Here is a 23,251-nt window from a genome sequence, read left to right as displayed (position 1 = left end):
CGTCAAGCGTACGGCGTTCCAGCATTTTCCAAGGAAGATCCTGTGCCCCAGCAGCGCCTACTCGGCGGCCAGGGCCAGTGGCGGCCTGTCATTGTCCTGCACGGCCTCATCAGCCGGCTTCCTGCCTTTCTTCGGCTCGCGGCCGAAGAACAGCGCGTAGCCTGCCGGCAGCACCAGGATGGTGAGTACGGTGGCGACGAGGATGCCGCCCATCATGGCGTAGGCGAGCGGTCCCCAGAACACCGCACGCGAGATCGGGATCAGCGCCAGCACCGCCGTCATCGCCGTCAGCACGATCGGCCGGAAACGGCGCACGGCCGAGCCGATGATGGCCTCCGATCGGTCCATCCCCCTGGCGATGTCCTGATCGATCTGGTCGACCAGGATGATCGAGTTGCGCATGATGATGCCGAGCAGCGCGATGACACCGAGGATGGCGACGAAGCCGAACGGCGCGCCGCTGATCAACAGAGCCGCCGCCGCGCCGATGATGCCGAGCGGACCGGTGGCGAGCACGAGCATCGCCTTGCCGAAATGCTGCAGCTGGATCATCAGGAGCACGACGATGACGGCCAGCATGATCGGCGCCTTGGCGGCAATCGAGGCCTGGCTTTCGGCGGAATCTTCCGCACCGCCCTGGATCTCGATCTTGTAGCCGGGCGCCAGGCCGGCGCGCATGCCCTGCATGTCATTGTAGAGCTTGGTGACGACGTCGTTCGACTGCACGCCATCCGGCAGCGTGGCGCGCACCGAGATGGTCGGCAGGCGGTCGCGCCGCCATTCGACGCCCTGCTCGAGCACCGGCACCACCTTGGCCACCTGCGACAGCGGCACGAAGCCGCCGAAATCGGTCGGGATATAGACCGAGTCGACCGAGGACAGCAGGCTGCGGCTGGCGTCCGGTTCGCGGGCGACGATGGAAACCGTCTCCTCGCCATCACGGAAGTCATCGAGCGGCGCGCCGGACATCGCTGCCTGCAGCATCTGGCGGATGCGCTGCGAGGTGACGCCAAGCGCACGGGCGCGGTCCTGGTCGATGACCAGCTTCATCGCCGGTACCGGCTCCAGCCAGTCGTCATGGACGGCGCCGAGGAGCGGATTTTCGGCGAATTTCGCCTTCACCTGGTCAGCGATGCGGCGCACCTCCTGGCGGTCCGGACCCATGATGCGCATCTGCACCGGCCAGCCGGTCGGCGGGCCGAGGAACAGACGGTCGACCTTGGAACGGATCGAAGGGAAATCCTGCGCCAGGATTGAGCGCAGCTTGAGGATCAGCCGCTCGCGCGCCGGTTCGTCATTGGCCATCACCAGAAGCTGCGCATAGTTCGGATTGCGCAATTGCTGGTCGAGCGGCAGGAAGAAGCGCGGCGCGCCTTCGCCGATATAGGTGGCGATGAAGCGCTTGTCCTTGTCGTCCATCATCCGGGCTTCCAACGCTTTGGCCTGCGTCTCGACTTCCTTGATCGAGGTTCCCTCAGGCAACCAGAGATCGACGAGGATTTCCGGCCGCGAGGATTGCGGGAAGAAGTTTTGTGGGATGAACTGGAACGCCCACAGGCTGGTGGCGAAGGTGACCAGCGTCATCACCAGAACGATGATGCGGTGGCGCACCGCCCAGCCGACCGTGGCGCGCAGCCGCCGGTAGAAGCCGGTGTCGAAGGCGTCATGATGGTTGCCGGCATGCTTGCGCTGCTTGAGGATCATGTAGCCCAGCCACGGCGTGAAATAGACGGCGACGAACCACGACACGACCAGCGCGATGCCGACCACATAGAACAGCGTGCGCACATATTCGCCTGCGGTCGAGGCGGCGAAGCCGACCGGGATGAAGCCGGCGATGGTGATCAGCGTGCCGCTCAGCATCGGGAAGGCGGTCGACGAATAGGCGAAGCTCGCCGCCTCGATCTTGACCAGCCCCTCCTCCAGCTTGCGCTCCATCATCTCGACGACGATCATGGCGTCGTCGACCAACAGCCCGAGCGCGATGATCAGGGCGCCGAGCGAAATGCGCTGCAGATCGATGCCGAGCTCGTACATGATTGCGAAGGTGGCGGCCAGCACCAGCGGAATGGCAATGGCGATGACCAGGCCGGAACGCCAGCCGATCGACAGCAGCGAGACAGCAAGCACGATCAGCAGCGCCTCGCCGAGCGCCTCCATGAACTCGTTGACGGCGTCCTTGACAACCTCGGGCTGGTTGGAAATCTGGTCGACCGCAACGCCGTAGGGCAGCGCTTCCTCGAAGCGCTTGTAGGTCGCCTCGACATCCGTGCCCACGTCCCTGACGTTGAAACCCTTGGCCATGACGACGCCGACCTGGACGCTTTCGTGGCCGTTGAAGCGGTACTTGCGCTGATAGGGATCTTCGAGACCGGAACTCACGGTGGCGATGTCGCCAAGACGTGTCACCTGACCACCGGCGCGCAGGCGCAATTCCCTGATGTCGGCAGCCCTGGTGACATCGCCCTCGACCGAGATGCGCACCGAGCGCAGGCCGGTGTCGACGGAGCCCGCCGGATCGACATTGTTCTGGCCCTTGATGGCGTTCTGCAGGTCGGTCAGCGTCAGGCCGCGTTCGGCCAGGGCCTTGGACGAGACGTCGATATAAAGCTTCTCCGGCTGGTCGCCGATGATGACGGCCTTCTCGACGCCCGGCGTCGTCAGCAGCATGTCGCGAGCCTGGGTGGCGAATTTCTTCAGCTCCGGATAGCTGTAGCCATCGCCGCCGATCGAGTGCAGGGTGATGAAGGTGTCGCCGAACTCGTCGTTGAAATAGGGCCCGAGCAGGCCTTGCGGCAGGTCGCCGGAGATGTCGCCAACCTTCTTGCGCACCTGGTAGAAGGCGTCCTTCACCTCCTCTGCATTGGTGTCGCCCTTGATCTGGACGGTGATGATGGCGCTGCCGGCGCGGGTGTAGGAACGGACGAAGTCGAGGTGCGGCGTTTCCTGCAGCTTGCGCTCGATCTTGTTGACGACCTGGTCTTCCATCTCCTGGATCGAGGAGCCCGGCCAGATCGCCTGGACGACCATGACGCGGAAAGTGAAATCGGGGTCTTCCTTCTGGCCCATGCGCATAAGGCCGAGCGCGCCGGCAATGATGATCAGACCGAACAGGAAGCGCGCGATCGAGGGATGGCCGATGGCCCAGCGCGAAAGATTGAAAGGCTGCTTTTCAGTGCTGTCGGTGGTGGTCATCGGCGTCAGTCCAATTCGTTGATCGTGCGCGCATGCGCTTTGCATGCAGCTAGGATATTCCGATGCTGGCTTCCGGGCGGCGAGGCTTTCCGAGCGGAGAGACACTCATCGCGGTGGGACGCGCGGATCGATGCGGGGGAACTCGATCTTGGCGTCTCGACCATCGGGCGCTCGCCGCCCGGAAACCCTGAATTCGCTTGCCCAGCCCTTTCGCCGAAGCGACGATCAAGCCGGCTTCATGCCTGCGGTCAGCGCAGGGCCTTTGCGGCATCGCCTTCCGCAGAGGCGGCCTGGACCGCATCGCCGGTCAGCTTGACCTTGAGATTCTCGGTCATGAACTGGGTGCCGGCGGCAACGACGACATCCCCCGGCTTGAGCCCGTCGGCGACGCTGACGCCGTCGGCGGTGAACTCCGCAACCTTGACCAGGCGCTCGTGCACCGTCTCGCCGGCGCGGTCGACGGTCCAGACAATCTTGCGACCATCCTTTTCCGCAAGCGCGCTGAGCGGGATCGACACCATCTCCTGCTTCTTGGCCACCGAGGCCTCGATGTTGGCGGTCATGCCGAGCAGCACGCGCGGGTCGTCGGGCAGCGAGACGCGGACGGCAAAGGTGCGCGACTGCTGGTCGGCGCTGCCGGCGACTTCACGCACTTTGCCGGAGAGCGCCAGCGCGTCATCGGACCAGAAGCTGGCCTTGACGTCCTTTCCCGGCTTGAAGGCGGTGATGTCCATTTCGGGAACCGCGATCAGCACTTCCTTTTCGCCGTCGACGGCAACGGTCATCACAGGCGTTCCGGCGCCGACCACCTGGCCGACATCGGCCGAGACCGCCGTGACGATGCCGTTCTCGCTCGCCTTGAGATCGGTGTAGACGACCTGGTTCTGCGCCTGAGCAAGGGTAGAGCGGGCAGCATCGCGCGTCGCTACCGCCTGGTTGTAGCTCAGCGTCGCCTGTTCGAGCTGCGACTTGGAGGTGAAGTTCTTGGCAAAAAGCTGTTCGGCGCGCTTGCGGGACAGATCGACCGTCTCGACCTGCCGCTCGGCGGCGTCGAGGCTGGCCTTGGCGCTCTTGACCGACAACTCATAGTCCGTGGGATCGATACGGGCTAGCACATCGCCTGTCGTCACATGCTGGCCGATGTCGACCAGGCGCTCAGTGACCTTGCCCGAGATGCGAAAGCCGAGGTTCATTTCGGTACGGGCTCGCACCGAGCCGGAATAGGTGAGTTCGCGACTCTTTTCGGCCTGGCCGATCTCGACCACCTTGACCGGACGGATGATGTCCTGGACCTCGGTCTTCTCCTGGCTGCAGGCGGCGAGCCCGAGCGTGGCGACGATCAGGCCGGCGACCGGCAGCTTGCGGATGATGGAACTGAACAAAGACACTTTCGTACTCCCGACTGGAGATGAACGGTCGACACCGGCGCCCGGCGGGCGGCGGCTATTACTTCAGAGCCTTGATCGCGTAATCGATGAGATCGTCGGGCATCGCCCGATTGGTCTTGGCAAGGCACTGCGCCACCATTTGCGGGTGGCACAGAATGACGGTGGCGGCGCCGAAGCAGCGCGATGCGATGACCGGATCCTGGTCGGCAAACTCGCCGGCCTCGATGCCCTCGCGGATGACCTCGGCAAACAGGTCGTGAATGCTGTCGATATGCTTGTCGATGACGCCCCAGTCGCGCTCGAGCGCGACGATGACCATTTCGTGGACCTTCTGGTCGTCGAGCATGACTTCCAGCGTCATCTTGTACTGCGCATGCACGTAGCGGCGCAGCCGCTCCTCGGCGCTGATCGGCAACCGGGAAATCTCGTAGGCCATGTTGTAGCTGGCGAGGAGCATGCGGCCGCAGACGGCCTGGTGGATTTCGACCTTGGAGGCGAAGAAACGGTAGATATTGGCCGGCGACATGCCGAGTTCGCGGGCGATGTCGGCGACATTGGTCTTGCCGTAACCATAGTGCCGGAACAGGCGTTCGGCACAGTCGAGAATGCGGGTGACATTCTCCTGGCGGGTGGAGTCGGCCATTATGCTGGCGGCTTCGGACATGGCTCTCTGTCGATTTATGAGTGACGAATTTCAACTTTCGTCAGTCGTAAATCGAAAAGAGGGAAGTGTCAATGCGAATTCGACGTACGCGTATAATTTGGTGACAGAGGGTGTGCGCGAACTCGACCTTGCGCGTGCCGTTGCACTCTGGAACTAAGATCCCTTCGCCATTTCCCGCAGCTGAAACTTCTGGATCTTCCCCGTCGATGTCTTCGGGATCTCGGCAAAAATCACCGCCTTCGGCACCTTGAAGCGGGCGAGCAGCGCGCGGCAGTGTTCGATGATCTCGGCCTCGCTTGCCACCTTGCCGGGCTTCAGCTCGACATAGGCGACCGGCACCTCGCCCCATTTGTCGTCTGCCTTGGCGACGACGCCGCAGGACGCCACGGACGGGTGTTTGTAGAGGGCTTCCTCGACCTCGATCGATGAAATGTTCTCGCCGCCGGAGATGATGATGTCCTTGGAGCGGTCCTTGAGCTGGATGTAGCCGTCGGGATGCATGACGCCGAGGTCGCCGGAGTGGAACCAGCCGCCGGCGAAAGCCTCGTCGGTCGCCTTCCTGTTCTTCAGATAGCCCTTCATGACAATGTTGCCGCGGAACATGACCTCGCCGATGGTCTCGCCGTCGGCCGGCGTCTTCTGCATCGTCTCCGCGTCCATCACCGTCAGGCCTTCGAGTGCGGCATAGCGCACGCCCTGCCTGGCCTTTCTGGCGCTGCGTTCGCCCTTGTCGAGACCGTCCCAGGCGGTGTGCCATTCGTTGACGACCGCCGGGCCATAGGTCTCGGTCAGGCCGTAGAGATGGGTGACGGCAAAGCCGGCATCGGCCATGCCTGACAGCACGGCTTCCGGCGGCGGCGCGGCAGCGGTGTTGAAGGTAACGGTCTGCGGGAAGTGGCGCTTGTCCTCATCGCTGGCGTTGATGAGCACCGACATGACGACCGGCGCACCGCAAAGATGTGTGACGCCGTGGTCGGCGATGGCATCGTAGATCGGCTTCGGCCGCACCCAGCGCAGGCAGACATGGGTGCCGGCCTGGACGGCCATTGTCCATGGGAAGCACCAACCATTGCAGTGGAACATCGGCAGCGTCCACAGATAGACGGCGTGCTTGGCCATGCCGGCATGGATGGTGTTGGTGTAAGCCATCAGGGCAGCGCCGCGATGGTGGTAGACGACGCCCTTCGGATTGCCTGTCGTGCCGGAGGTGTAGTTGAGCGAGATGGCGTCCCATTCGTCGTCGGGCATCGACCAGGCGTAGCCCTGGTCACCGCCGGCGACGAACGCCTCATAGTCGATCGCGCCGATGCGCTCGCCCTTGGGATAGGGTGCATCGGCGGCATAGTCGGGATCGTCATAGTCGATGACCAGCGGCTTCACCTTGGCCAGTGCCAGTGCCTGTTTGACGACAGCAGCGAATTCGCGGTCGACGATGAGCACCTTGGTCTCGGCATGGTCGAGCTGGAACGCGATGACGGCGGCATCGAGCCTTGTGTTGAGCGAATGCAGCACCGCTTTGGCCATCGGCACGCCGAAATGCGCCTCCAGCATGGGGGGCGTGTTGGACAGCATGACGGTCACCGTATCACCCTTGCCGATGCCGCGCTTCGACAGCGCCGAGGCCAGCTTCAGCGAGCGCCGCCAGAAGGTGCGATAGGTGATGCGCTGGCTGCCATGGATGATGGCGACATGATCGGGATAGGTGCTTGCCGCCCGCTCCAGATAGGTGAGCGGCGTCAGCGGCTGATGGTTGGCGGCGTTCTTGCCGAGATCCTGCTCGTAGGGACTGCCCATCCCGTGCTCCCCGAATTTTCATTGTTGAGAACTTCTATCCACAGCTTCCCGCCACGTCACCATCGGCGATTCCCGACCGGGCACATTTGGCGCAATGATCGTCCAGATTCGATGGGCAAAGAGGTATCGTGTACCCACGCCAGTTTGACTTTTGTCGAGAGCCGTGAATAATGTCAGCCGAGGAGACGGCATGGCGATCCGACCGGCAGAACAGCTTATCCACAAGGCCGCATGGCTCTATTATGCCCATGGTCTGCGCCAGGACCAAGTCGCCAGCCAGCTTAACATTTCCCGCGCCTCGGTCGCCATGTATTTGCGCAAGGCGCGCGAGACCGGCATCGTCAACATCTCGACCTCGACGCAGCTGTTCACCGACGACATGCTGGCGCGCCAGCTCGAGGACGCGCTCAAGCTTGATGCGGTGTGGATCGCGCCGGAGAATGCCTATGTCGTTGACCCTTCGACGGACGTTGCGGTGCTGGCGGCGAGTGTCTTTCTCGAACTGGTCAAGAAGGGCGACCGTATCGGCGTCGCCTGGGGCCGCACCGTCTACACCATCGCCGACGTCATGTCCTATGCCGACCTGCAGGACGTCACCGTTGTGCAGCTCTGCGGCAATCTCGGCGCGCCCTACTCCTACCGTCCCGACCAGTGCACGATGGAGATCGCCCGGCGGCTCAACGCCAAGGGCCTCAATTTCTACGCGCCGCTGGTGCTGACGACGGAATTGCTGGCGCATGGGCTGCGCGCCGAACCGGTGATCCGCGAACAACTGGCCGATATTGCAAACTGCGATCTGGCGCTCTATTCGGTAGGCACGGTCGATGGCGACAGCCATGTCGTCAAATGCGGCGCGCTCAGCCCCGGCGAGATGGGGCTGTTGCGCGAAGCGGGCGCCGCCGGCGTCGTTGCCGGCCAGATCATCGATGCCGCCGGCAAGGCGCTCGACTGCAGCTACAACCGCCGCGTCATCTCGGCCTCGCTGTCGTCACTGCGCCAGATCGAAAAGCGGCTGATGGTGGTGCAGGAAGACAGCAAGTTCGAACCGCTGCTCGCCGCGCTCGCCGGCGGGCTCTGCACGCATCTCGTCGTCGGCGCCAGCATGGCGCGGCGGCTGCTCGACCATGCCGGAGCCAGTGCGGGGGCAAAAAAGGCTTCCTGACCAACGAAATCCCAGCAGCCGGCGCATTGTCATCAAGGCGTCGCGGTACTCCTGTTCACAGCAACATCAAAGACAGCAAAGCGGACATAGCGACATGAAGAACCTTTGGAATGACGGCGACGCGGAAAGACTGGTTGCCGACTATGCGAAAAAGGGCGTTGCCCGCGACCTCGCGCTGCGCGTCTACACGACCCGGCTGCTCGGCGGCGAGCCGCGGCTGGTGCTGCATGGCGGCGGCAACACCTCCTGCAAGACCAAGGCCACCGATCTCGTCGGCGACGAATGGGATGTGCTGTGCGTCAAGGGCAGCGGCTGGGACATGGGTGTGATCGAGCCGCAAGGCCTGCCGGCGGTCAAGCTCGGCGCGCTGCTGAAGGCGCGTGCGCTGGCCAGCCTCGCCGACGAGGACATGGTGGCGCTGCAGCGGGCGAACCTCATGGACCCCGCCTCCCCCAATCCATCGGTCGAGACGCTGCTGCACGCCTTCCTGCCGCATAAATTCGTCGACCACACGCATTCGACCGCGATCCTCGCCATCGTCGACCAGGCGGACAGCAAGCCGCTGATCAAGACCGTGTTCGGCGACAAGATGGGGTACGTGCCCTACATCAAGCCGGGCTTCGACCTCGCCAAGGTGGCCGCCGATGTCTACGACGCCGACCCCAGCGTCGAAGGCCTGATCCTCGACAAGCATGGCATCTTCACCTTCGGCGACGATCCGAAGCAGGCCTATGACCGCATGATCCATTATGTGAACGTGGCCGAAGACTATGTGGCGAAGAACGGCAAGCCGAAGACAGCGAAAGCCGCACTGCCGGCCAAGCTCGCAACGCCGGCAGCGATCGCGCCGATGCTGCGTGGCGCGGTGGCGGTGGCGCGTGGCGAAGGCCGCTTCGACCGCATGATCAGCGATTTCCGCACTTCGGACGCCATCGTCGATTTCATCAACTCAGCCGGCATTGCAGACTATGCCGGACGCGGCGTGTCGACGCCCGACCTGTCGATCCGCATCAAGACCGGACCGATGGCGGTTCCGGCGCCAGACGCCGACAAGATTGGCGACTACAAGGCCGTCATCAAGAGCCATGTCGACGCCTTCGCCAACGACTATCGCGCCTATTTCGAAACCAACGATGCGCTGGACGACGTCCAGCGCACCATGCTCGACCCGATGCCGCGGCTGACGCTGGTGCCGGGCCTCGGCATGTTCGGCCATGGCCGCACGCTGAAGGATGCGAAGATCGCATCTGATGTCGGCGAGATGTGGATCGAGGCGGTGCGCGGCGCCGAGGCCGTCGGCAGCTTCCATCCTCTATCGAAGGCCGACCTCTTCCCGCTGGAGTACTGGTCGCTTGAGCAGGCCAAGCTCGCCTCCAACAAGCCGAAGCCGCTGACCGGCCAGGTGGTGCTGATCACTGGCGGCGCCGGCGCGATCGGTGCTGCGACGGCAAAACTGTTCGCCGCCAATGGCGCGCATGCCGTCGTCGTCGATCTCGATGCGGCCAGGGCGGCCGAGGCGGCAAAGGCAGCCGGCAACAATTCGATCGGCGTCGGCGCCGACATCACCAACCCGGCCGAGCTGCGCGCCGCCTTCGACAAAGCTGTCGCTGTCTATGGCGGCGTCGACATTCTGGTCTCCAACGCCGGTGCCGCCTGGGAAGGCGGCATCGGCGAGCTCGACGATGCCCTGCTGCGCAAGAGTTTCGAGCTCAACTTCTTCGCCCACCAGTCGGCGGCGCAGAACGCGGTGCGCATCATGCTGGAACAGGGCACCGGCGGTGTGTTGTTGTTCAACACCTCCAAGCAGGCGGTCAACCCGGGTCCGAAATTCGGCGCCTATGGTGTGCCGAAGGCGGCGACGCTATTCCTGTCCCGGCAATATGCGCTCGACTACGGCGCGCACGGCATCCGCTCCAATGCGGTCAACGCCGACCGCATCCGCTCCGGCCTGTTGACCGACGCCATGATCGCCAGCCGTTCTGGCGCGCGCGGCGTGTCGGAGAAGGAATACATGTCGGGCAATCTGCTCGGACAGGAGGTGACGGCAGAAGACGTGGCGCAGGCCTTCCTGCACCAAGCATTGGCCGAACGCACCACCGCCGATGTGACGACGGTCGACGGTGGCAACATCGCCGCAGCGCTGCGCTAGACATAGACCTGGAGCGGTTCATCGTTCACCAAAACGACGAACCGCTCTCCCACCTGAAGGACTCCAGGCGGAGAACTGCTTTTGCAGGTCGTGCTGAAAAACTGCTCGAACTGGTCAAAATCCACTCCAATCCTTGGCCTATTGCTCGACCACTTTAGGGCGCGCCTTGTGTTTCGCATGCGAGCTCCGACCCTGATCCTTGGTGGAGTTGTCGATGGCTGCGAAGAGACTTCGTGTCGGCGTGCTGTTCGGCGGGCGCTCCGCCGAGCATGAGGTTTCGCTGCTTTCGGCAACCATGTCATGCGTACTCTGGATCGGCGAAATACGACTCCGTTCCCACCTTCGTCACCCGCGAAGGCCAATGGCTGCTGAGCGATTTCAAGGACGGCGCGCTGGCGACACCGTCTGATGGGACGCAGCTTTGCCTGCCGCCGGGCGGGCATGGCGGATGCTGGCGATCCCGCCAAGGGCGCCGCATGACCTGCCTGCCATCGAATATGGTGTTCCGGTGCTGCACGCCTGCATGGCGAGGACGGCGCGGTGGCTGGTGCGCGTCGGGCGGTCATGACGCAGGGGCAGATTCTAACAGATATTGTTAGATCTTGTTGGATGCATTATAATGTGGGTATGAAAAACGAACCTATGCGCACCCTCACCATATCCCTTACCGCGCAGCAGATAGCTCGCCTGCAAAGCGCTATCGAAGGTGGCGGTTATGCTTCCAACAGCGAGATTGTCCGCGACGCCCTGCGCTTATGGGAGCAGCGCGAGGAATTGCGCACGCTCGAACTCCAGCACTTGAAGCGGGCCTATGCCGACGGGATGGGCAGCGGCAAGCCAGTGGCTGTCGACCACACCGAGTTCATTCGCAGCCTGAAGGCAGAACGCCGCGCCAGTGGCTAGCCATCGGCTCACACCGCGCGCTTCGCAGGATTTGCGAGACATCTGGCACACCATCGCCGCCGACAATGAAAAGGCAGCAGACAGACTGTTGATGCGCATTTTCGAAAGACTGGAGCTGGCGGCGCAGCACCCCAAGATGGGCAGCGCACGGCCCGAGTTAAGCGCAACGGCCCGCGTGCTCGTCGAAGACCGCTAAATCATCATCTACGAGCCGCAGCCCGATGGTGTTATCGCTGTGGCGATTGTCCACGGGATGCGCGATCCAGACCATTGGTTGTAGGCCGGCAGGCTTGCCATCAATATGAAAAGAGCGGCCCATAGCCGCCCTTCGCATCTATCAGACGACCGATCCTACTTCGCGTTCGGGTTCGGCATCCAGGCCGGCATGGCGACATCGGCATGGGCGAATTGCGGCAGCTTGGCCGACAGGTCCTCCATGTTCTTGATGTCCTTGTCGATCAGGTCCTTCTGGGTGATCAGCGTCGGCGGCACGACGACGTTGTGGCCGGGATCTTCACCGGCGAGCAGCTGCGCCAGCGCGCGCACCGAGACCTGGCCGACGACGGCAGGGTTGGTGGCGGCGGTGGCGGCCCAGGCGCTGTCGGTCTCGCGCATGGCCGCGATGTCCGAGGTAGAGATGTCGGCGGAGTAGATCTTGATCTTCTTGTTCAGCCCCGCCTCGTCGACGGCGATCTTCACACCCTTGGCGAACTCGTCATAGGGCGCGAACATCACATTGATGTCGGGATGCGCCTGCAGCACCGAGCGCGCCTGGTTGGCGACCGAGTTGGCGATCGGGTTGTCGAGCGTGCCGAACATCGCGACTTCCTTGATGCCGGCATGTTTCTTCTTCACGTCGACCCAGGTCTCGTTGCGGCGGTCGAGCGGCGCGATGCCAGCGACATAGACATAGCCGGCGTTCCAGCTCTCGCCATTGTCCTTGACCGCCTGCTCGAGCGCCAGGCGCGCAAGGTCCTTGTCGGACTGTTCGATCTGCGGGATCTTGGGGTTTTCGACATTGACGTCGAAGGCGACGACCTTGATGCCGGCATCGACCGCGCGCTGGGCGGCGTCCTTCATCGATTCCGTCAGGCCGTGCTGGATGATGATGCCCTGCACGCCGAGTGCGATGGCCTGGTCGACCATGTCGGATTGAAGGGCGGCGTCCTGGCGGCTGTCGAGCACGCGCAGATCGATGCCGAGCGCCTTGGACTGGGATTCGACGCCCGAGAGATAGGCCTGGAAGAAATCGCCGGTCGAGAGATAGCGCACCAGCGCGATCTTGACGCCGGGTTTGTCGAACGGCGCCGGCTTGTCGGCGGCAAAGGCCGGGACCTGCATCAGCATTGTTGCGCCGGCCAATCCGAGCGCGACCTTCCCCAAAAGTCGTCTTGTGATGTTCACGTTCTTTCCTCCGTTTGTTGAACCCAAAACTGTCCCGGCAGCCATTCTATCTCCTGCCCCGGCCGGAAAGGGCGAAGGTAAAGACAAGGGCGACGACGAGAACCACGCCCTTGACGAAATCCTGCGTGTAGTAAGGCGCGTTCATCATCGTCAGGCCTTGCAGCAGGATGCCGACGAACAGCGCGCCGATGGCGGTGCCGAAGGCGTTCGGCTTGGCGGCGCCGAGCACCGCGTAGCCGATCAGCGCCGCGGCAACCGCATCGAGCAGCAGATTATTACCCGACGCGATGTCACCGCGTCCAAGCCGTGCGGCCAGCAAAATCCCGCCGATCGAGGCAAAAACTCCTGAAATGACGTAGGCCCAGATTTTGTATGCCTTGACAGGCGCGCCGGCGAGTTCGGCGGCCCGTTCATTGCTGCCCACGGCATACATCATGCGGCCGAAGCGTGTGTATTCGAGGAAGAACCAGATCAGCACGGCGAGCACGATCAGCACGACCACCGAGACCGGAATGAGGTTCGGGATGAAGAAGTCGAAGCGGTGGCGGCCGAGCGCCAGGAAGGCGTCGGAGAATTTGCCGTTGGCGACCGAGCCGTCCGGCATTGTCATACCGGTGGCGATGGAGCGTCCTTCAGTCGGGATGCGCTGCAGGCCGACGAGCAGGAACATCATGCCGAGCGTCGCCAGCAGATCGGGCACGCGCATATAGACGATCAGCCAGCCATTGATGAGGCCGACAAGGGCGCCGATGAGCAGGCAGATGAGGACAGCGACGACAACGTTCTGCTCCAGCACCACCATGACATAGGCAGCCGCCATCATGGCCGATGTGGCAACCGAGCCGATCGAGAGATCGAAGCCGCCGACAACCAGTGTGGCGGTGACGCCCAGCGCCAGCACGCCGGTGATGGCGACCGACTGGAAAATGAAGACGGCACTTTGCGGCGAGACGAACCCGTCGGCGGCGATGGCGAAATACGCGATCAGCCCGAACAGAAGCACGATGAACCCGTAGCGGATAGCGTAATCGCGCAGCATCATTCAGCGCCCGCCGTCAATACCCAACTCAAACCCGTGCACTCCATTCCAACCCTCAGTTCTTCAATCATCGTGGCTCAGGCCGCACTGTGCAACGGCCCGCCCGCGACTTCGGCCAGCAGACGGTCGAGATCGACATCGGCGTTGCGGTGTTCGCCGACGATGGTCTGCTCGGACATCACCAATATGCGATCGGCCGTCTCCAGTGCCTCGTCGAGTTCGGTGACGAACAGCAGCGTGGCGCGGCCATTGGCGCTGGCCCTCAGCTTGGCGGCGATGTCGCGCCTGGCGGAGATATCGACGCCCTGGAACGGTTCGTCGAGAATGAACAATCGGGCGTCCTGCGCCATCCAGCGGGCCACCATCACCTTCTGCTGGTTGCCGCCCGACAGAGTGGTCATGTCGTCCTTCTCCGAGCGGCAGACGATGCCGAGATCCTCGATCTGCCGGCGGGCAATAGTGCGTTCAAGGCCGCGTTTGAGAACTGAAAAGCGCGACATGCGCTTGTGGAAGGGCAGGCTGATGTTTTCCTGGATGTTGAAGCCGCCGACGATGCCGTTTTCGCCACGGTCCTTGGCGACTAGAAATACGCCGGCGGCGATGGCTTCGCCCGTCGACCCAGGCGCATAGGGCTTGCCATATAAAGTCATCGTACCGGACAGCGGCTTGCGCAGGCCGAACAGCGTCTCGGCGAGCGCTGTCTTGCCGACGCCGACGAGGCCGGTAATGGCAACGACCTCGCCGTCGCCGAGAGTCAGCGAGAATGGCCGGGCACCAGGGGCGATGCGGAAGGCATCGACGGTCAGGATCGGCTCGGCAGAACTCCTGGCTTCGATGCGGTCAAGATGGATCTTGCGGCCGAGCATGGCGTTAACGGCGCCCTCATAGTCGAGAGGCTTGCTATCGAAGACGCCTGAGATGACGCCATCGCGCATCGAGACGATGCGGTCGGCCAGCCGCCTGATATCCGACATGCGATGCGAGATGTAGAGGATGGCGACGCCCTGCTCGCGCAAGCGGTCGAGCAGCGCAAACAGCCGGTCGGCCTCGGCGCTGGACAGCGACGAGGTCGGCTCGTCGAGGATCAGCACTTTCGGCTGGTGCGCCATGGCGCGCGCGATGGCCACCATCTGGCGATCGGCCAGCGACAGGTCGCTGATGCGGGCCTTGAGGTCGATGGCGAGCCCCATGCGGTCGGCCACCGCTTTGGCTTCGCGGCGCACCCGGCCGGGGTTGAACAGCAGCGGCGCGCCCTTGCCGCTCAGCCGGTCGAGCGTCAGATTGGTGGCGACATCGAGATCGGCGACGACGCCGTCATTGATGTTTTGGTGCACGGTAACGACACCGGCGCGGATCGCCTCTGCCGGCGTGTTCGGCGCAAAGTTGCCGCCAGCGAGGTGCATGATGCCGCCGTCATGGTCGTAGACGCCGCTGATGATTTTGACGAGGGTGGACTTGCCGGCGCCGTTGGCGCCCATCAGCACACTGATCTCACCGGCATGCAATTCGAGCGAGACGCCGCCAAGCACCTCGATATGGCCGAAGGATTTCCTCAGCCCGTCCACGCGGAACACGGCATCATTGCCCATTCGTTCCTCCCTGACGATGACGCTATGGGCTACGTCATCAATTGTCAACTCGATTGACAATTGCCAGTCAGCTTCCTAGCTTGGCCTCACCGCCATCGCTCCACTATGATTGGAGCGAGCAAGCGGGAGGGTGAGGAATGACTGCGAAATTGCCGTTTGAAGCACTGTCGGTGGAGACGCTTGCAACGCGCCTCGGTACGAACGAAGCGCTGTGCGCCAAAATCGGCAAGGGCCCTTGGAAGGTGCGCGAGGTCGGCGACGGCAATCTGAACCTCGTCTTCATCGTCGAGGGCGTGTCGGGTGCGGCCGTGGTCAAGCAGGCCCTGCCCTATGTTCGCCTCGTCGGCGACAGCTGGCCGTTGCCGCTCAAACGCTCCTTCTTCGAGTATCACGCGCTGACGCGGCAAGAGGCGCGCGCGCCGGGTTCGGTGCCGGCGATCCTCCATTTCGACGAAGCCCAGGCGCTGATCATCATGGAATATCTGGCGCCGCCGCACATCATCCTGCGCCGTGCCCTGATCGGCGGCCGCGAGTTGCCAAATATTGCCCGCGACATCGGCCTGTTCATGGCCCGCACTTTGTTCCGCGGCTCCGATCTCTCCATGCCGACCAAGGACCGCAAGGCCGACCTGGCGCTGTTCGCCGACAATGTCGAGCTCTGCGGCATCACGGAAGACCTGGTGTTTTCCGATCCCTATTTCGACGCCAAGCTGAACCGGCACACCTCGCCGCAGCTCGACGGCCTGGTTGCCGAACTGCGTGCCGACCGCGACCTCAAGGTCGAAGCGCAGCGGCTGAAGCATATCTTCGCCGCCAACGCCGAGACGCTGCTGCATGGCGACCTGCATTCGGGCTCGATCATGGTCACCGACACCGAGACGCGGATGATCGATCCGGAGTTCGCCTTCTACGGTCCGATGGCCTTCGACGTCGGCATGCTGCTCGCCAATTTCTGGATGTCCTACTTCTCGCAGCGCGGCCATGAACAGAAGGGCAAGCGTGACGCCATGCGTGCCTATCTGCTCGGGGTGACCAACGACACCTGGACGGTGTTCCGCGCCGAGTTCTCGCATCTATGGCGCACCGAGCGCACCGGCATGCTTTACCAGAAGAGCCTGTTCGAGGATCAGGGCGACATTCTCGCCTCGGAGCAGGCGCTCGACCATGTGCTGCACCAGATCTGGACCGACCTCTTGGGCTTTGCCGGCATCGAGGTGCACCGGCGCATCCTCGGCCTCGCCCACAATGCCGATTTCGAGACCATCGAGGACGAGGATCTGCGAGCCTCCTGCGAGGCCAAGGCGCTGAAATTCGGCCGTCACATCGCCGTCAACCGGCGCCAGATTCACGGCATGGACGAGGTCAATAATCTGGCCGCTTTGATCGAACGGGAGAGCAGGATTTGAACGTCGGCGAGCGCCACTACCGCACCATCTGGCTGAGCGACGACCAGCGTTCGGTCGAGATCATCGACCAGCGCTGGCTGCCGCACGAGTTCCGGGTCGAGACGATCGGGAGCGTTGCCGGCATCGCCACCGCGATCCGTGACATGTGGGTTCGTGGCGCGCCGCTGATCGGCGTCACCGCGGCCTACGGCGTCGCCATCCAGATGGCGGACGATCCGTCTGACGAAGCGCTCGACGCGGTCTGGGAGACGCTGCACAAGACGCGGCCGACTGCGATCAATCTACGCTGGGCGCTGGACGAGATGCGGCGGTTCCTCAGGCCGATCGTATTGGGACAGCGCGCGGAGGCGGCCTATAAGCGCGCCGCGGAAATCGCCGACGAGGATGTGGATCTCAATCGCGCCATCGGCGAGAACGGGCTTGCCATCATCAAGGAGATCGCGGCACGCAAGAAGCCGGGCGAGCCGGTCAACATCCTCACCCATTGCAACGCCGGTTGGCTGGCGACGGTCGATTACGGCACCGCCACGTCGCCGATCTATCTCGCCGTCGAGGCCGGCATTCCGGTCCATGTCTATGTCGACGAGACGCGCCCGCGCAACCAGGGCGCCCAGCTGACCGCCTGGGAGATGGCCGGCCACGGCGTGCCGCACACGCTGATCGTCGACAATGCCGGCGGCCATCTGATGCAGCGTGGCGCGGTCGACATGGTGATCGTGGGCACCGACCGCACCACGGCCAATGGCGACGTCTGCAACAAGATCGGCACCTATCTCAAGGCGCTCGCCGCCTCCGATAATGAGGTGCCCTTCTACGTCGCTCTGCCCTCGCCGACCATCGACTGGACGGTGGGTGATGGGCTGACCGAAATCCCGATCGAGGAACGCTCCGGCGACGAGGTGTCGCTGGTCTGGGGCAAGACGGCGGACGGCAAGATCGCGCAGGTGCGGGTTTCGCCCGAAGCGACGCCGGCGGCAAATCCGGCATTTGACGTGACGCCGGCACGGTTGGTGACAGGGCTGATCACCGAGCGCGGTTTGGCCAAGGCTTCGCGCGAAGGGTTGAAGGCGATGTTCCCCGAACGCGGATAATCTCCCCCCTTGAGGGGGAGATGTCGCCAAAGGCGACAGAGGGGGTCGGCGCGTCCTGACGCGACCTCCCAGCACCGACAGATGATGCTAGCGCTCCAGTCGAACCGACCCCCTCTGGCCTGCCGGCCATCTCCCCCTCAATGGGGGAGATTAGCGCCTCACCGGCTGGCTACCGGATTTCAGCCCTGCAACAAGAATTGCGGCCACGATGGCCGCTGACGGTTGCGGTTCTGGCGAAATCCGGCCAGAAGCATCTAGGCCGGCAACCGGCCGGCCCGCGACGTTGCGCTTGAAACCAGATACGGGAGACTATTGGGTGGCTCGCATAACACTGAGACAATTGCTCGACCACGCCGCCGAATACGGCTACGGCGTACCCGCCTTCAACATGAACAATATGGAACAGGGCCTCGCCATCATGGAGGCGGCCGAGGAGACCAAGTCGCCGGTCATCCTGCAGGCCAGCCGCGGCGCCCGCGCCTACGCCAATGATGTGGTGCTGGCCAAGCTGATCGACGCGCTGGTCGAAATCCACCCCGACATCCCGGTCTGCATGCATCTCGACCATGGCAACAACGAAGCCACCTGCGTCACCGCCATCCAGTACGGCTTCACCTCGGTGATGATGGACGGCTCGCTGAAAGAGGACGGCAAGACGCCGGCCGACTATGCCTACAATTCCGGCATCACCCGGCGCGTCGTCGACATGGCGCATTGGGGCGGCGTGTCGGTGGAAGGCGAGATCGGTGTGCTCGGTTCGCTTGAGAGCGGCGGCGGCGAGCAGGAAGACGGCCACGGCGTCGAAGGCGCCATCAGCCACGACCAGCTCTTGACCGATCCGGAACAGGCGGTCGAGTTCGTCAAGGACACCCATGTCGATGCGCTGGCTGTCGCCATGGGCACCAGCCACGGCGCCTACAAATTCTCACGCAAGCCGGACGGCGCGGTGCTGGCGATGAACGTCATCGAGGAAATCCACCGCCGCCTGCCCAACATGCATCTGGTGATGCACGGATCGTCCTCGGTGCCCGAGGACCTGCAGGAAATCATCAATAGATATGGCGGCCAGATGAAGCCGACCTGGGGCGTGCCGGTGGAAGAGATCCAGCGCGGCATCAAGCACGGCGTGCGCAAGATCAACATCGACACCGACAACCGCATGGCGCTGACCGGCGCCATCCGCAAGGTGCTGACCGAAAACCCGAGCGAGTTCGATCCGCGCAAATACCTGACGCCGGCCATGGCCGCGATGCGCAAACTGTGCAAGGAGCGCTTCGAGCAGTTCGGCACCGCCGGCAATGCCCAGAAGATCAAGCCGCTGCCGGTAGCTGAGATGGCCAAGCGCTACAAGTCGGGCAGCCTTGATCCGAAGTTTGGGTGAAGTCCCCTGGCGCCTCTTCCTTCTCCCCTTGTGGGGAAGAAAGAAGAGCTATTGACATAAAAAAGGCCGGGCGCGAAAGCAGCCCGGCCAAAAGAAGGTCAAGAACCTTCAGAGGGGAACACCGTTCGGTGGAATGGGAGGAAACCGCCGAACGATAATTCCTATATGCGCGCATTCGCTGCGGTTGGCGACGAACGGCTTTCTAAAACAATGCGGGATGCGGAAATTTCGTTCTTGTCTTCCAAGATTTCAGCCGGCTGAGCGCCGGTTTCCAGGAGATCGGCGTAGTGCCGGCGCGCCACGTCGGGATGCGAGCGCAGGCGGCTCTTCAGCACATTGGTACCGACATTGCGAAACAGCGGATTGTCGGGATCGCTGGCCGGACCCCGCGCCTCGGCCGCCAGTTCCTCGGGCAGGTTGAGCAGCGGGATCGTGGCGTCGAGCCGGGCGCTGAAGAAGAAGGGCACCGAAATCCGCTCGACACCGGCCGGTGGCGTTACCACGCGGTGGACCGTTGCTCTCAGATACCCGTTGGAGGCCAGCTCGAGCAGTTCGCCGATGTTGATCACCAGCGTGTCGGGCAGCGGATCGACGTCGACCCAGGCACCGTCATATTCGACCTGCAGCCCCTTGCTCTCGTCCTGCAACAGAAGCGTCAGGAAACCGCCATCCTTGTGCGCGCCGACGCCTTGGTTGTCGCCGGTGGCGTCGCGGCCGGGGTAGCGCACGATCTTCATGCGATGGTTGGGCTCGGCCCGGTAGACGGGATCGAAGGCGTCCTCGGCCTGATCGAGCGACAAAGCGAAGGCCCGGAGCAGCCGGATCGCCACCGCCGTCGCCTTGGCCTGCCATGCGAGTAGCGCCGGCTTCAGCTCGGGCAGCGTGGCCGGCCACTGGTTGGGCCCTTGCAGCCGCGTCCAGGCGGGCACGCCGGGGCCTTGTTCGATGGCCGGGCGTTCGACGCCGATGTCGAGCTGTTCGCGCCAGTCGGCCTTGCCTTTGGTCAGCTCGCCGCCGGCGCGCGTATAGCCGCGGAACTGCGAGGACTTCACCATTTCGATCGCCAGTTTGTCGGCTTCCGGCAAGGCAAAGAACCGGCGCGAGGCGTCGAGCACTTCTGCGGTATCCGCAGCCGATATGCCGTGGCCGGTCAAATAGAAGAAGCCGACATCGCGCGCGGCCGTGCGCAGGTCGAAGAGAAACGTTCGCCGCTCGGAAGCGCCCTGTTCGAGACGGCCGAGATCAAGCACGGGTACGATCCTGGGCATGGTCAAGCTCCTTGTTCCGCTGTCACGGTGGCACGCAGGCCGGTCCGATCAAAGCAACGCGCAATCCAATCTCGGCGCCGATAGAGAAAGCCGGCGCTGCGTTTGGCAGCCTGCCGGCAAATAACGTTCGTGGCGCTCATCCGCGCCGGTCCAGCCTGGCGACCAGCCGGTCACCGACCCACTGGATGCCGCAAACGAGGATGATCAGCACAATGACCACGGCGACCATGACGCTGGTCTCAAAACGCTGGTAGCCGTAGCGGATGGCGAGGTCGCCAAGCCCGCCGGCACCGATGGCGCCGGCCATGGCCGAGGCGCCGATCAGGGTCACCAGCGTCACCGTGAAACCAGCAACGATGCCGGGCAAAGCTTCGGGCACCAGCACCTCACGGATGATCGTCCAGCGGTTGCCGCCCATGGCGCGCGCCGCCTCGATCAGGCCGCGATCGACCTCGCGCAGCGACACTTCGGCGATGCGGGCATAGTAGGGCGTCGCCGCAATCGACAACGGCACGATCGCCGCCCAGGTGCCGATCGAGGTGCCGACGATCAGCCGCGTCACCGGGATCAGCGCCACCAGAAGGATGATGAAAGGCACCGAGCGGAAGCCGTTGATGACGGCGCCGAGCGCGCGGTTCACCCACAGGCTTTCGGCAATGCCGCCGCGCTCGGTGGCAATCAATGCCAGGCCGAGCGGCAGCCCGAAGACGAGCGAGATGAGGCCCGATGCCGCCGTCATCAGGACCGTCTCCCAGATCGAGCGCAGCAGAAGTTCAAACAGAACCGGCGACATGGCCAAGCACCTCCACCCGTGCGTCGCGGGCCTTCAGGAATGCGATTACTTTGGACAGATGTTTCGGATCGTTGCCCGCGACCGCAAGGAACAGCGTGCCGACCGGCTGCTGCTGGACATGGTCGATGCCACCATGGACGAGGCGGAACCGTCCCGGCACGGCCACCGCAAGATCGGACAGCAGCGGACCGCGCGCGGCCTCACCTGCGACGTCGACCCTGAGGATGAGCTCGGCGCCGCCTCCGGGAGCAAGCCGGCCGGCAATCTCGGCCGGCAGTTGCGGGCGGATGCCGCCGAGCAGGCTCCTGGTGATTTCGGAACGCGGCTCGGCAAAGACCGACCACACCGGGCCTTGTTCGACGATGCGCCCGGCATCGATCACCGCGACGCGGTCGGCGATCGAGCGGATCACCTCCATCTCGTGGGTGATGAGCAGGATGGTGAGGCCGAGCTGCCGGTTGATGTCTTTCAGCAAGGCCAGGATGGAGCGCGTCGTCTCCGGATCGAGCGCTGAGGTCGCCTCGTCGGACAGCAGCAGCGCCGGCCGCGCGGCCAGCGCCCTGGCGATGCCGACGCGCTGCTTCTGGCCGCCCGACAGCGAGGACGGATAGGCCTTCGCCTTCTCCGACAGGCCGACGAGGTCGAGCAATTCGGCGGCGCGCGCCAGCCGTTCGGCCTTTGGGCGGCCCTCGATCTTCAGCGGCAGCGCGACATTGTCCTCCACGGTCTTGGCCGACAGCAGATTGAAGTGCTGGAAGATCATGCCGATGCGACGCCGCAGCGGCTGCAATTCACGCTCGCCGAGCCGGCCGATCTCGCGGCCCTCGATGAAGACGTCGCCGGAGTCCGGCCGCTCCAGCCCGTTGAGGCAGCGGATCAGCGTCGACTTGCCGGCGCCGCTGCGGCCGATGATGCCGAGGATCTCGCCCTTGCGCACCGTCAGCGAGACGCCGTCGAGCGCAGGCGTCGCGCCAAAGCGGCGCTTGAGGTCGACCAGGCGTACGACATCTTCTTGCCCGGCCGATATATTGACCGGACCGGATGCCTCGGCCGTGACGTGCTGGTTCATCTCACTGTCCGTTTCAACGCTCGACAAAATGCGACAGCGGCCCGCTCAACAGCGGGCCGCCTGCTCCTGACAACCAGGCGCCAATCAATAGGCGCTGATCCCGGTGCCCTTGTAGACCTTGTCGAACTCGGCCTTGACCGCCTCGTTCTGGTAGGACGCGACCAGCGTCTTCACCCACGCCTCGTTCTCGTTGCCGGATTTCACGGCGATGAAGTTGCGGTAGGGGTTGTCGGCCACTGGCTCCTGGGCGATGCGGTTGTCCGGGCCGAGACCGCTCTTCAGCGCCCAGTCGGTGTTGACGACAGCCGCGTCGAGATCCTCGACCGAGCGCCCGACAATGCCGGCATCCAGTTCCTTGATGACGACCTTCTTCGGGTTCTCGGCAATGTCGGCGGTGGTCGCCAGGATGCCGGTGCCGTCCTTCAGCTTGATCACGCCTTCGTTCTGCAGAACGCGCAACGCGCGGCCCTCATTCGAGGGGTCGTTGGGCAAGCCGATGACGGCGCCTTCGGGCAGGTCGGCAACCTTGGTGTATTTCTTGGAGTAGAGGCCGATCGGCCAGACGCCGGTGTAGCCGACGCGCACGATGTGGTACCCTTGGGTCTTGATCTGGTTGTCGAGATAGGGCTGGTGCTGGAAGGCGTTGGCGTCGATCTCGCCGCGCTCGAGCGCCTCGTTGGGCTGGGTGTAGTCGTTGAACACCACGGTCTCGACGGTCAGGCCTTTTTCGGCGGCCTGGGCGACGACGACGCGCCAGACATCCTCATCCTCGCCGCTGATGATGCCGACCTTGATAGACTTCTTGTCCTCGGCGAAGGACGGCGTCGGCTGAGCCAGACCGGCAAGCGTGACGGCCGAGGCAAAAAGTGCCGCAAGGGCAGCTCGCCGGCTGATGGCTGAAAAAAGAAGAGAGCTGGAAGCGTTTCCGCGTTCGGACATTGTCGATCCCTCGTAAT

Annotated in this window: 18 protein-coding genes and 1 pseudogene; 8 read left to right on the top strand and 11 right to left on the bottom strand. The window is 63.7% G+C overall.

Annotated elements, in window-relative coordinates:
• Positions 1–57: 57 nt before the first annotated feature.
• The 4 genes from X771_RS158540 to X771_RS158555 form a co-directional block, all read right to left on the bottom strand.
• Entirely contained in the window at positions 58–3,195 is a 3,138-nt protein-coding gene (locus X771_RS158540) for an efflux RND transporter permease subunit (protein ID WP_023687056.1), read from the bottom strand.
• Between the two features lie 248 nt (positions 3,196–3,443).
• Entirely contained in the window at positions 3,444–4,583 is a 1,140-nt protein-coding gene (locus tag X771_RS158545) for an efflux RND transporter periplasmic adaptor subunit (RefSeq protein ID WP_031202468.1), read from the bottom strand.
• 58 nt (positions 4,584–4,641) lie between these two features.
• Positions 4,642–5,247, bottom strand: coding sequence for a TetR family transcriptional regulator (locus X771_RS158550; protein ID WP_023668564.1), 606 nt, complete (start codon positions 5,245–5,247; stop codon positions 4,642–4,644).
• 153 nt (positions 5,248–5,400) lie between these two features.
• On the bottom strand, positions 5,401–7,041 hold the full coding sequence (locus tag X771_RS158555) for an acyl-CoA synthetase (protein WP_023687054.1): 1,641 nt from the start codon (positions 7,039–7,041) through the stop codon (positions 5,401–5,403).
• Between the two features lie 190 nt (positions 7,042–7,231).
• Here X771_RS158555 and X771_RS158560 point away from each other — a divergent pair, with 190 nt between their 5' ends.
• From X771_RS158560 to X771_RS01000000164750, 5 genes and pseudogenes are all read left to right on the top strand, one after another.
• Positions 7,232–8,203, top strand: a complete 972-nt coding sequence (locus X771_RS158560; protein WP_023687053.1) for a sugar-binding transcriptional regulator — start codon at positions 7,232–7,234, stop codon at positions 8,201–8,203.
• A gap of 94 nt (positions 8,204–8,297) precedes the next feature.
• Positions 8,298–10,352: a bifunctional aldolase/short-chain dehydrogenase gene (locus X771_RS158565; protein WP_023687052.1), complete on the top strand. Its 2,055-nt coding sequence runs from the start codon at positions 8,298–8,300 to the stop codon at positions 10,350–10,352.
• Between the two features lie 208 nt (positions 10,353–10,560).
• A pseudogene (locus X771_RS1000000169095) lies at positions 10,561–10,901 on the top strand (D-alanine--D-alanine ligase A); the annotation flags it as partial.
• 93 nt (positions 10,902–10,994) lie between these two features.
• Positions 10,995–11,255, top strand: coding sequence for a type II toxin-antitoxin system ParD family antitoxin (locus X771_RS158570; protein WP_023687050.1), 261 nt, complete (start codon positions 10,995–10,997; stop codon positions 11,253–11,255).
• A complete protein-coding gene (locus X771_RS01000000164750) occupies positions 11,248–11,451 on the top strand; it encodes a type II toxin-antitoxin system RelE/ParE family toxin (RefSeq protein ID WP_023668570.1) in 204 nt (67 codons plus the stop codon). The genes X771_RS158570 and X771_RS01000000164750 overlap by 8 nt, the downstream gene beginning before the upstream one ends.
• 155 nt (positions 11,452–11,606) lie before the next feature.
• Here the strand turns inward: X771_RS01000000164750 and X771_RS158575 are convergent, their stop codons facing one another.
• The 3 genes from X771_RS158575 to X771_RS158585 all read right to left on the bottom strand — a co-directional run bounded on the left by X771_RS158575 (position 11,607) and on the right by X771_RS158585 (position 15,287).
• Positions 11,607–12,659 (bottom strand): substrate-binding domain-containing protein, encoded by a 1,053-nt coding sequence (locus X771_RS158575; protein ID WP_023687049.1) that lies wholly within the window; start codon positions 12,657–12,659, stop codon positions 11,607–11,609.
• A 46-nt stretch (positions 12,660–12,705) separates the two neighbouring features.
• Positions 12,706–13,701, bottom strand: coding sequence for an ABC transporter permease (locus X771_RS158580; protein WP_023687048.1), 996 nt, complete (start codon positions 13,699–13,701; stop codon positions 12,706–12,708).
• Between the two features lie 74 nt (positions 13,702–13,775).
• Positions 13,776–15,287 (bottom strand): sugar ABC transporter ATP-binding protein, encoded by a 1,512-nt coding sequence (locus tag X771_RS158585; RefSeq protein WP_023687047.1) that lies wholly within the window; start codon positions 15,285–15,287, stop codon positions 13,776–13,778.
• Between the two features lie 137 nt (positions 15,288–15,424).
• Between X771_RS158585 and mtnK the strand changes: the two genes are divergently transcribed.
• From mtnK to fba, 3 genes are all read left to right on the top strand, one after another.
• Positions 15,425–16,693 (top strand): S-methyl-5-thioribose kinase, encoded by a 1,269-nt coding sequence (gene mtnK / locus X771_RS158590; RefSeq protein WP_023687046.1) that lies wholly within the window; start codon positions 15,425–15,427, stop codon positions 16,691–16,693.
• A complete protein-coding gene (gene mtnA / locus X771_RS158595; RefSeq protein WP_023687045.1) occupies positions 16,690–17,784 on the top strand; it encodes an S-methyl-5-thioribose-1-phosphate isomerase in 1,095 nt (364 codons plus the stop codon). The genes mtnK and mtnA overlap by 4 nt, the downstream gene beginning before the upstream one ends.
• A gap of 316 nt (positions 17,785–18,100) precedes the next feature.
• Complete coding sequence (gene fba, locus X771_RS158600; protein WP_023687044.1) at positions 18,101–19,165, top strand: class II fructose-bisphosphate aldolase; 1,065 nt, start codon at positions 18,101–18,103, stop codon at positions 19,163–19,165.
• Positions 19,166–19,326: 161 nt separating this feature from the next.
• Here fba and X771_RS158605 read toward each other — a convergent pair whose 3' ends face one another.
• From X771_RS158605 to X771_RS158620, 4 genes are all read right to left on the bottom strand, one after another.
• Positions 19,327–20,433: an isopenicillin N synthase family oxygenase gene (locus tag X771_RS158605; RefSeq protein ID WP_023687043.1), complete on the bottom strand. Its 1,107-nt coding sequence runs from the start codon at positions 20,431–20,433 to the stop codon at positions 19,327–19,329.
• Positions 20,434–20,569: 136 nt separating this feature from the next.
• A complete protein-coding gene (locus X771_RS158610; protein ID WP_023668578.1) occupies positions 20,570–21,226 on the bottom strand; it encodes a methionine ABC transporter permease in 657 nt (218 codons plus the stop codon).
• A complete protein-coding gene (locus X771_RS158615) occupies positions 21,207–22,295 on the bottom strand; it encodes a methionine ABC transporter ATP-binding protein (protein WP_023687042.1) in 1,089 nt (362 codons plus the stop codon). The genes X771_RS158610 and X771_RS158615 overlap by 20 nt, the downstream gene beginning before the upstream one ends.
• A gap of 84 nt (positions 22,296–22,379) precedes the next feature.
• Positions 22,380–23,234, bottom strand: coding sequence for a MetQ/NlpA family lipoprotein (locus tag X771_RS158620; protein WP_023668580.1), 855 nt, complete (start codon positions 23,232–23,234; stop codon positions 22,380–22,382).
• Positions 23,235–23,251 lie beyond the last annotated feature (17 nt).

This window comes from Mesorhizobium sp. LSJC269B00 (genome assembly GCF_000502815.1).
Taxonomy (GTDB): Bacteria; Pseudomonadota; Alphaproteobacteria; order Rhizobiales; family Rhizobiaceae; genus Mesorhizobium.
This window is presented reverse-complemented; position numbering and strand designations above follow the sequence as displayed.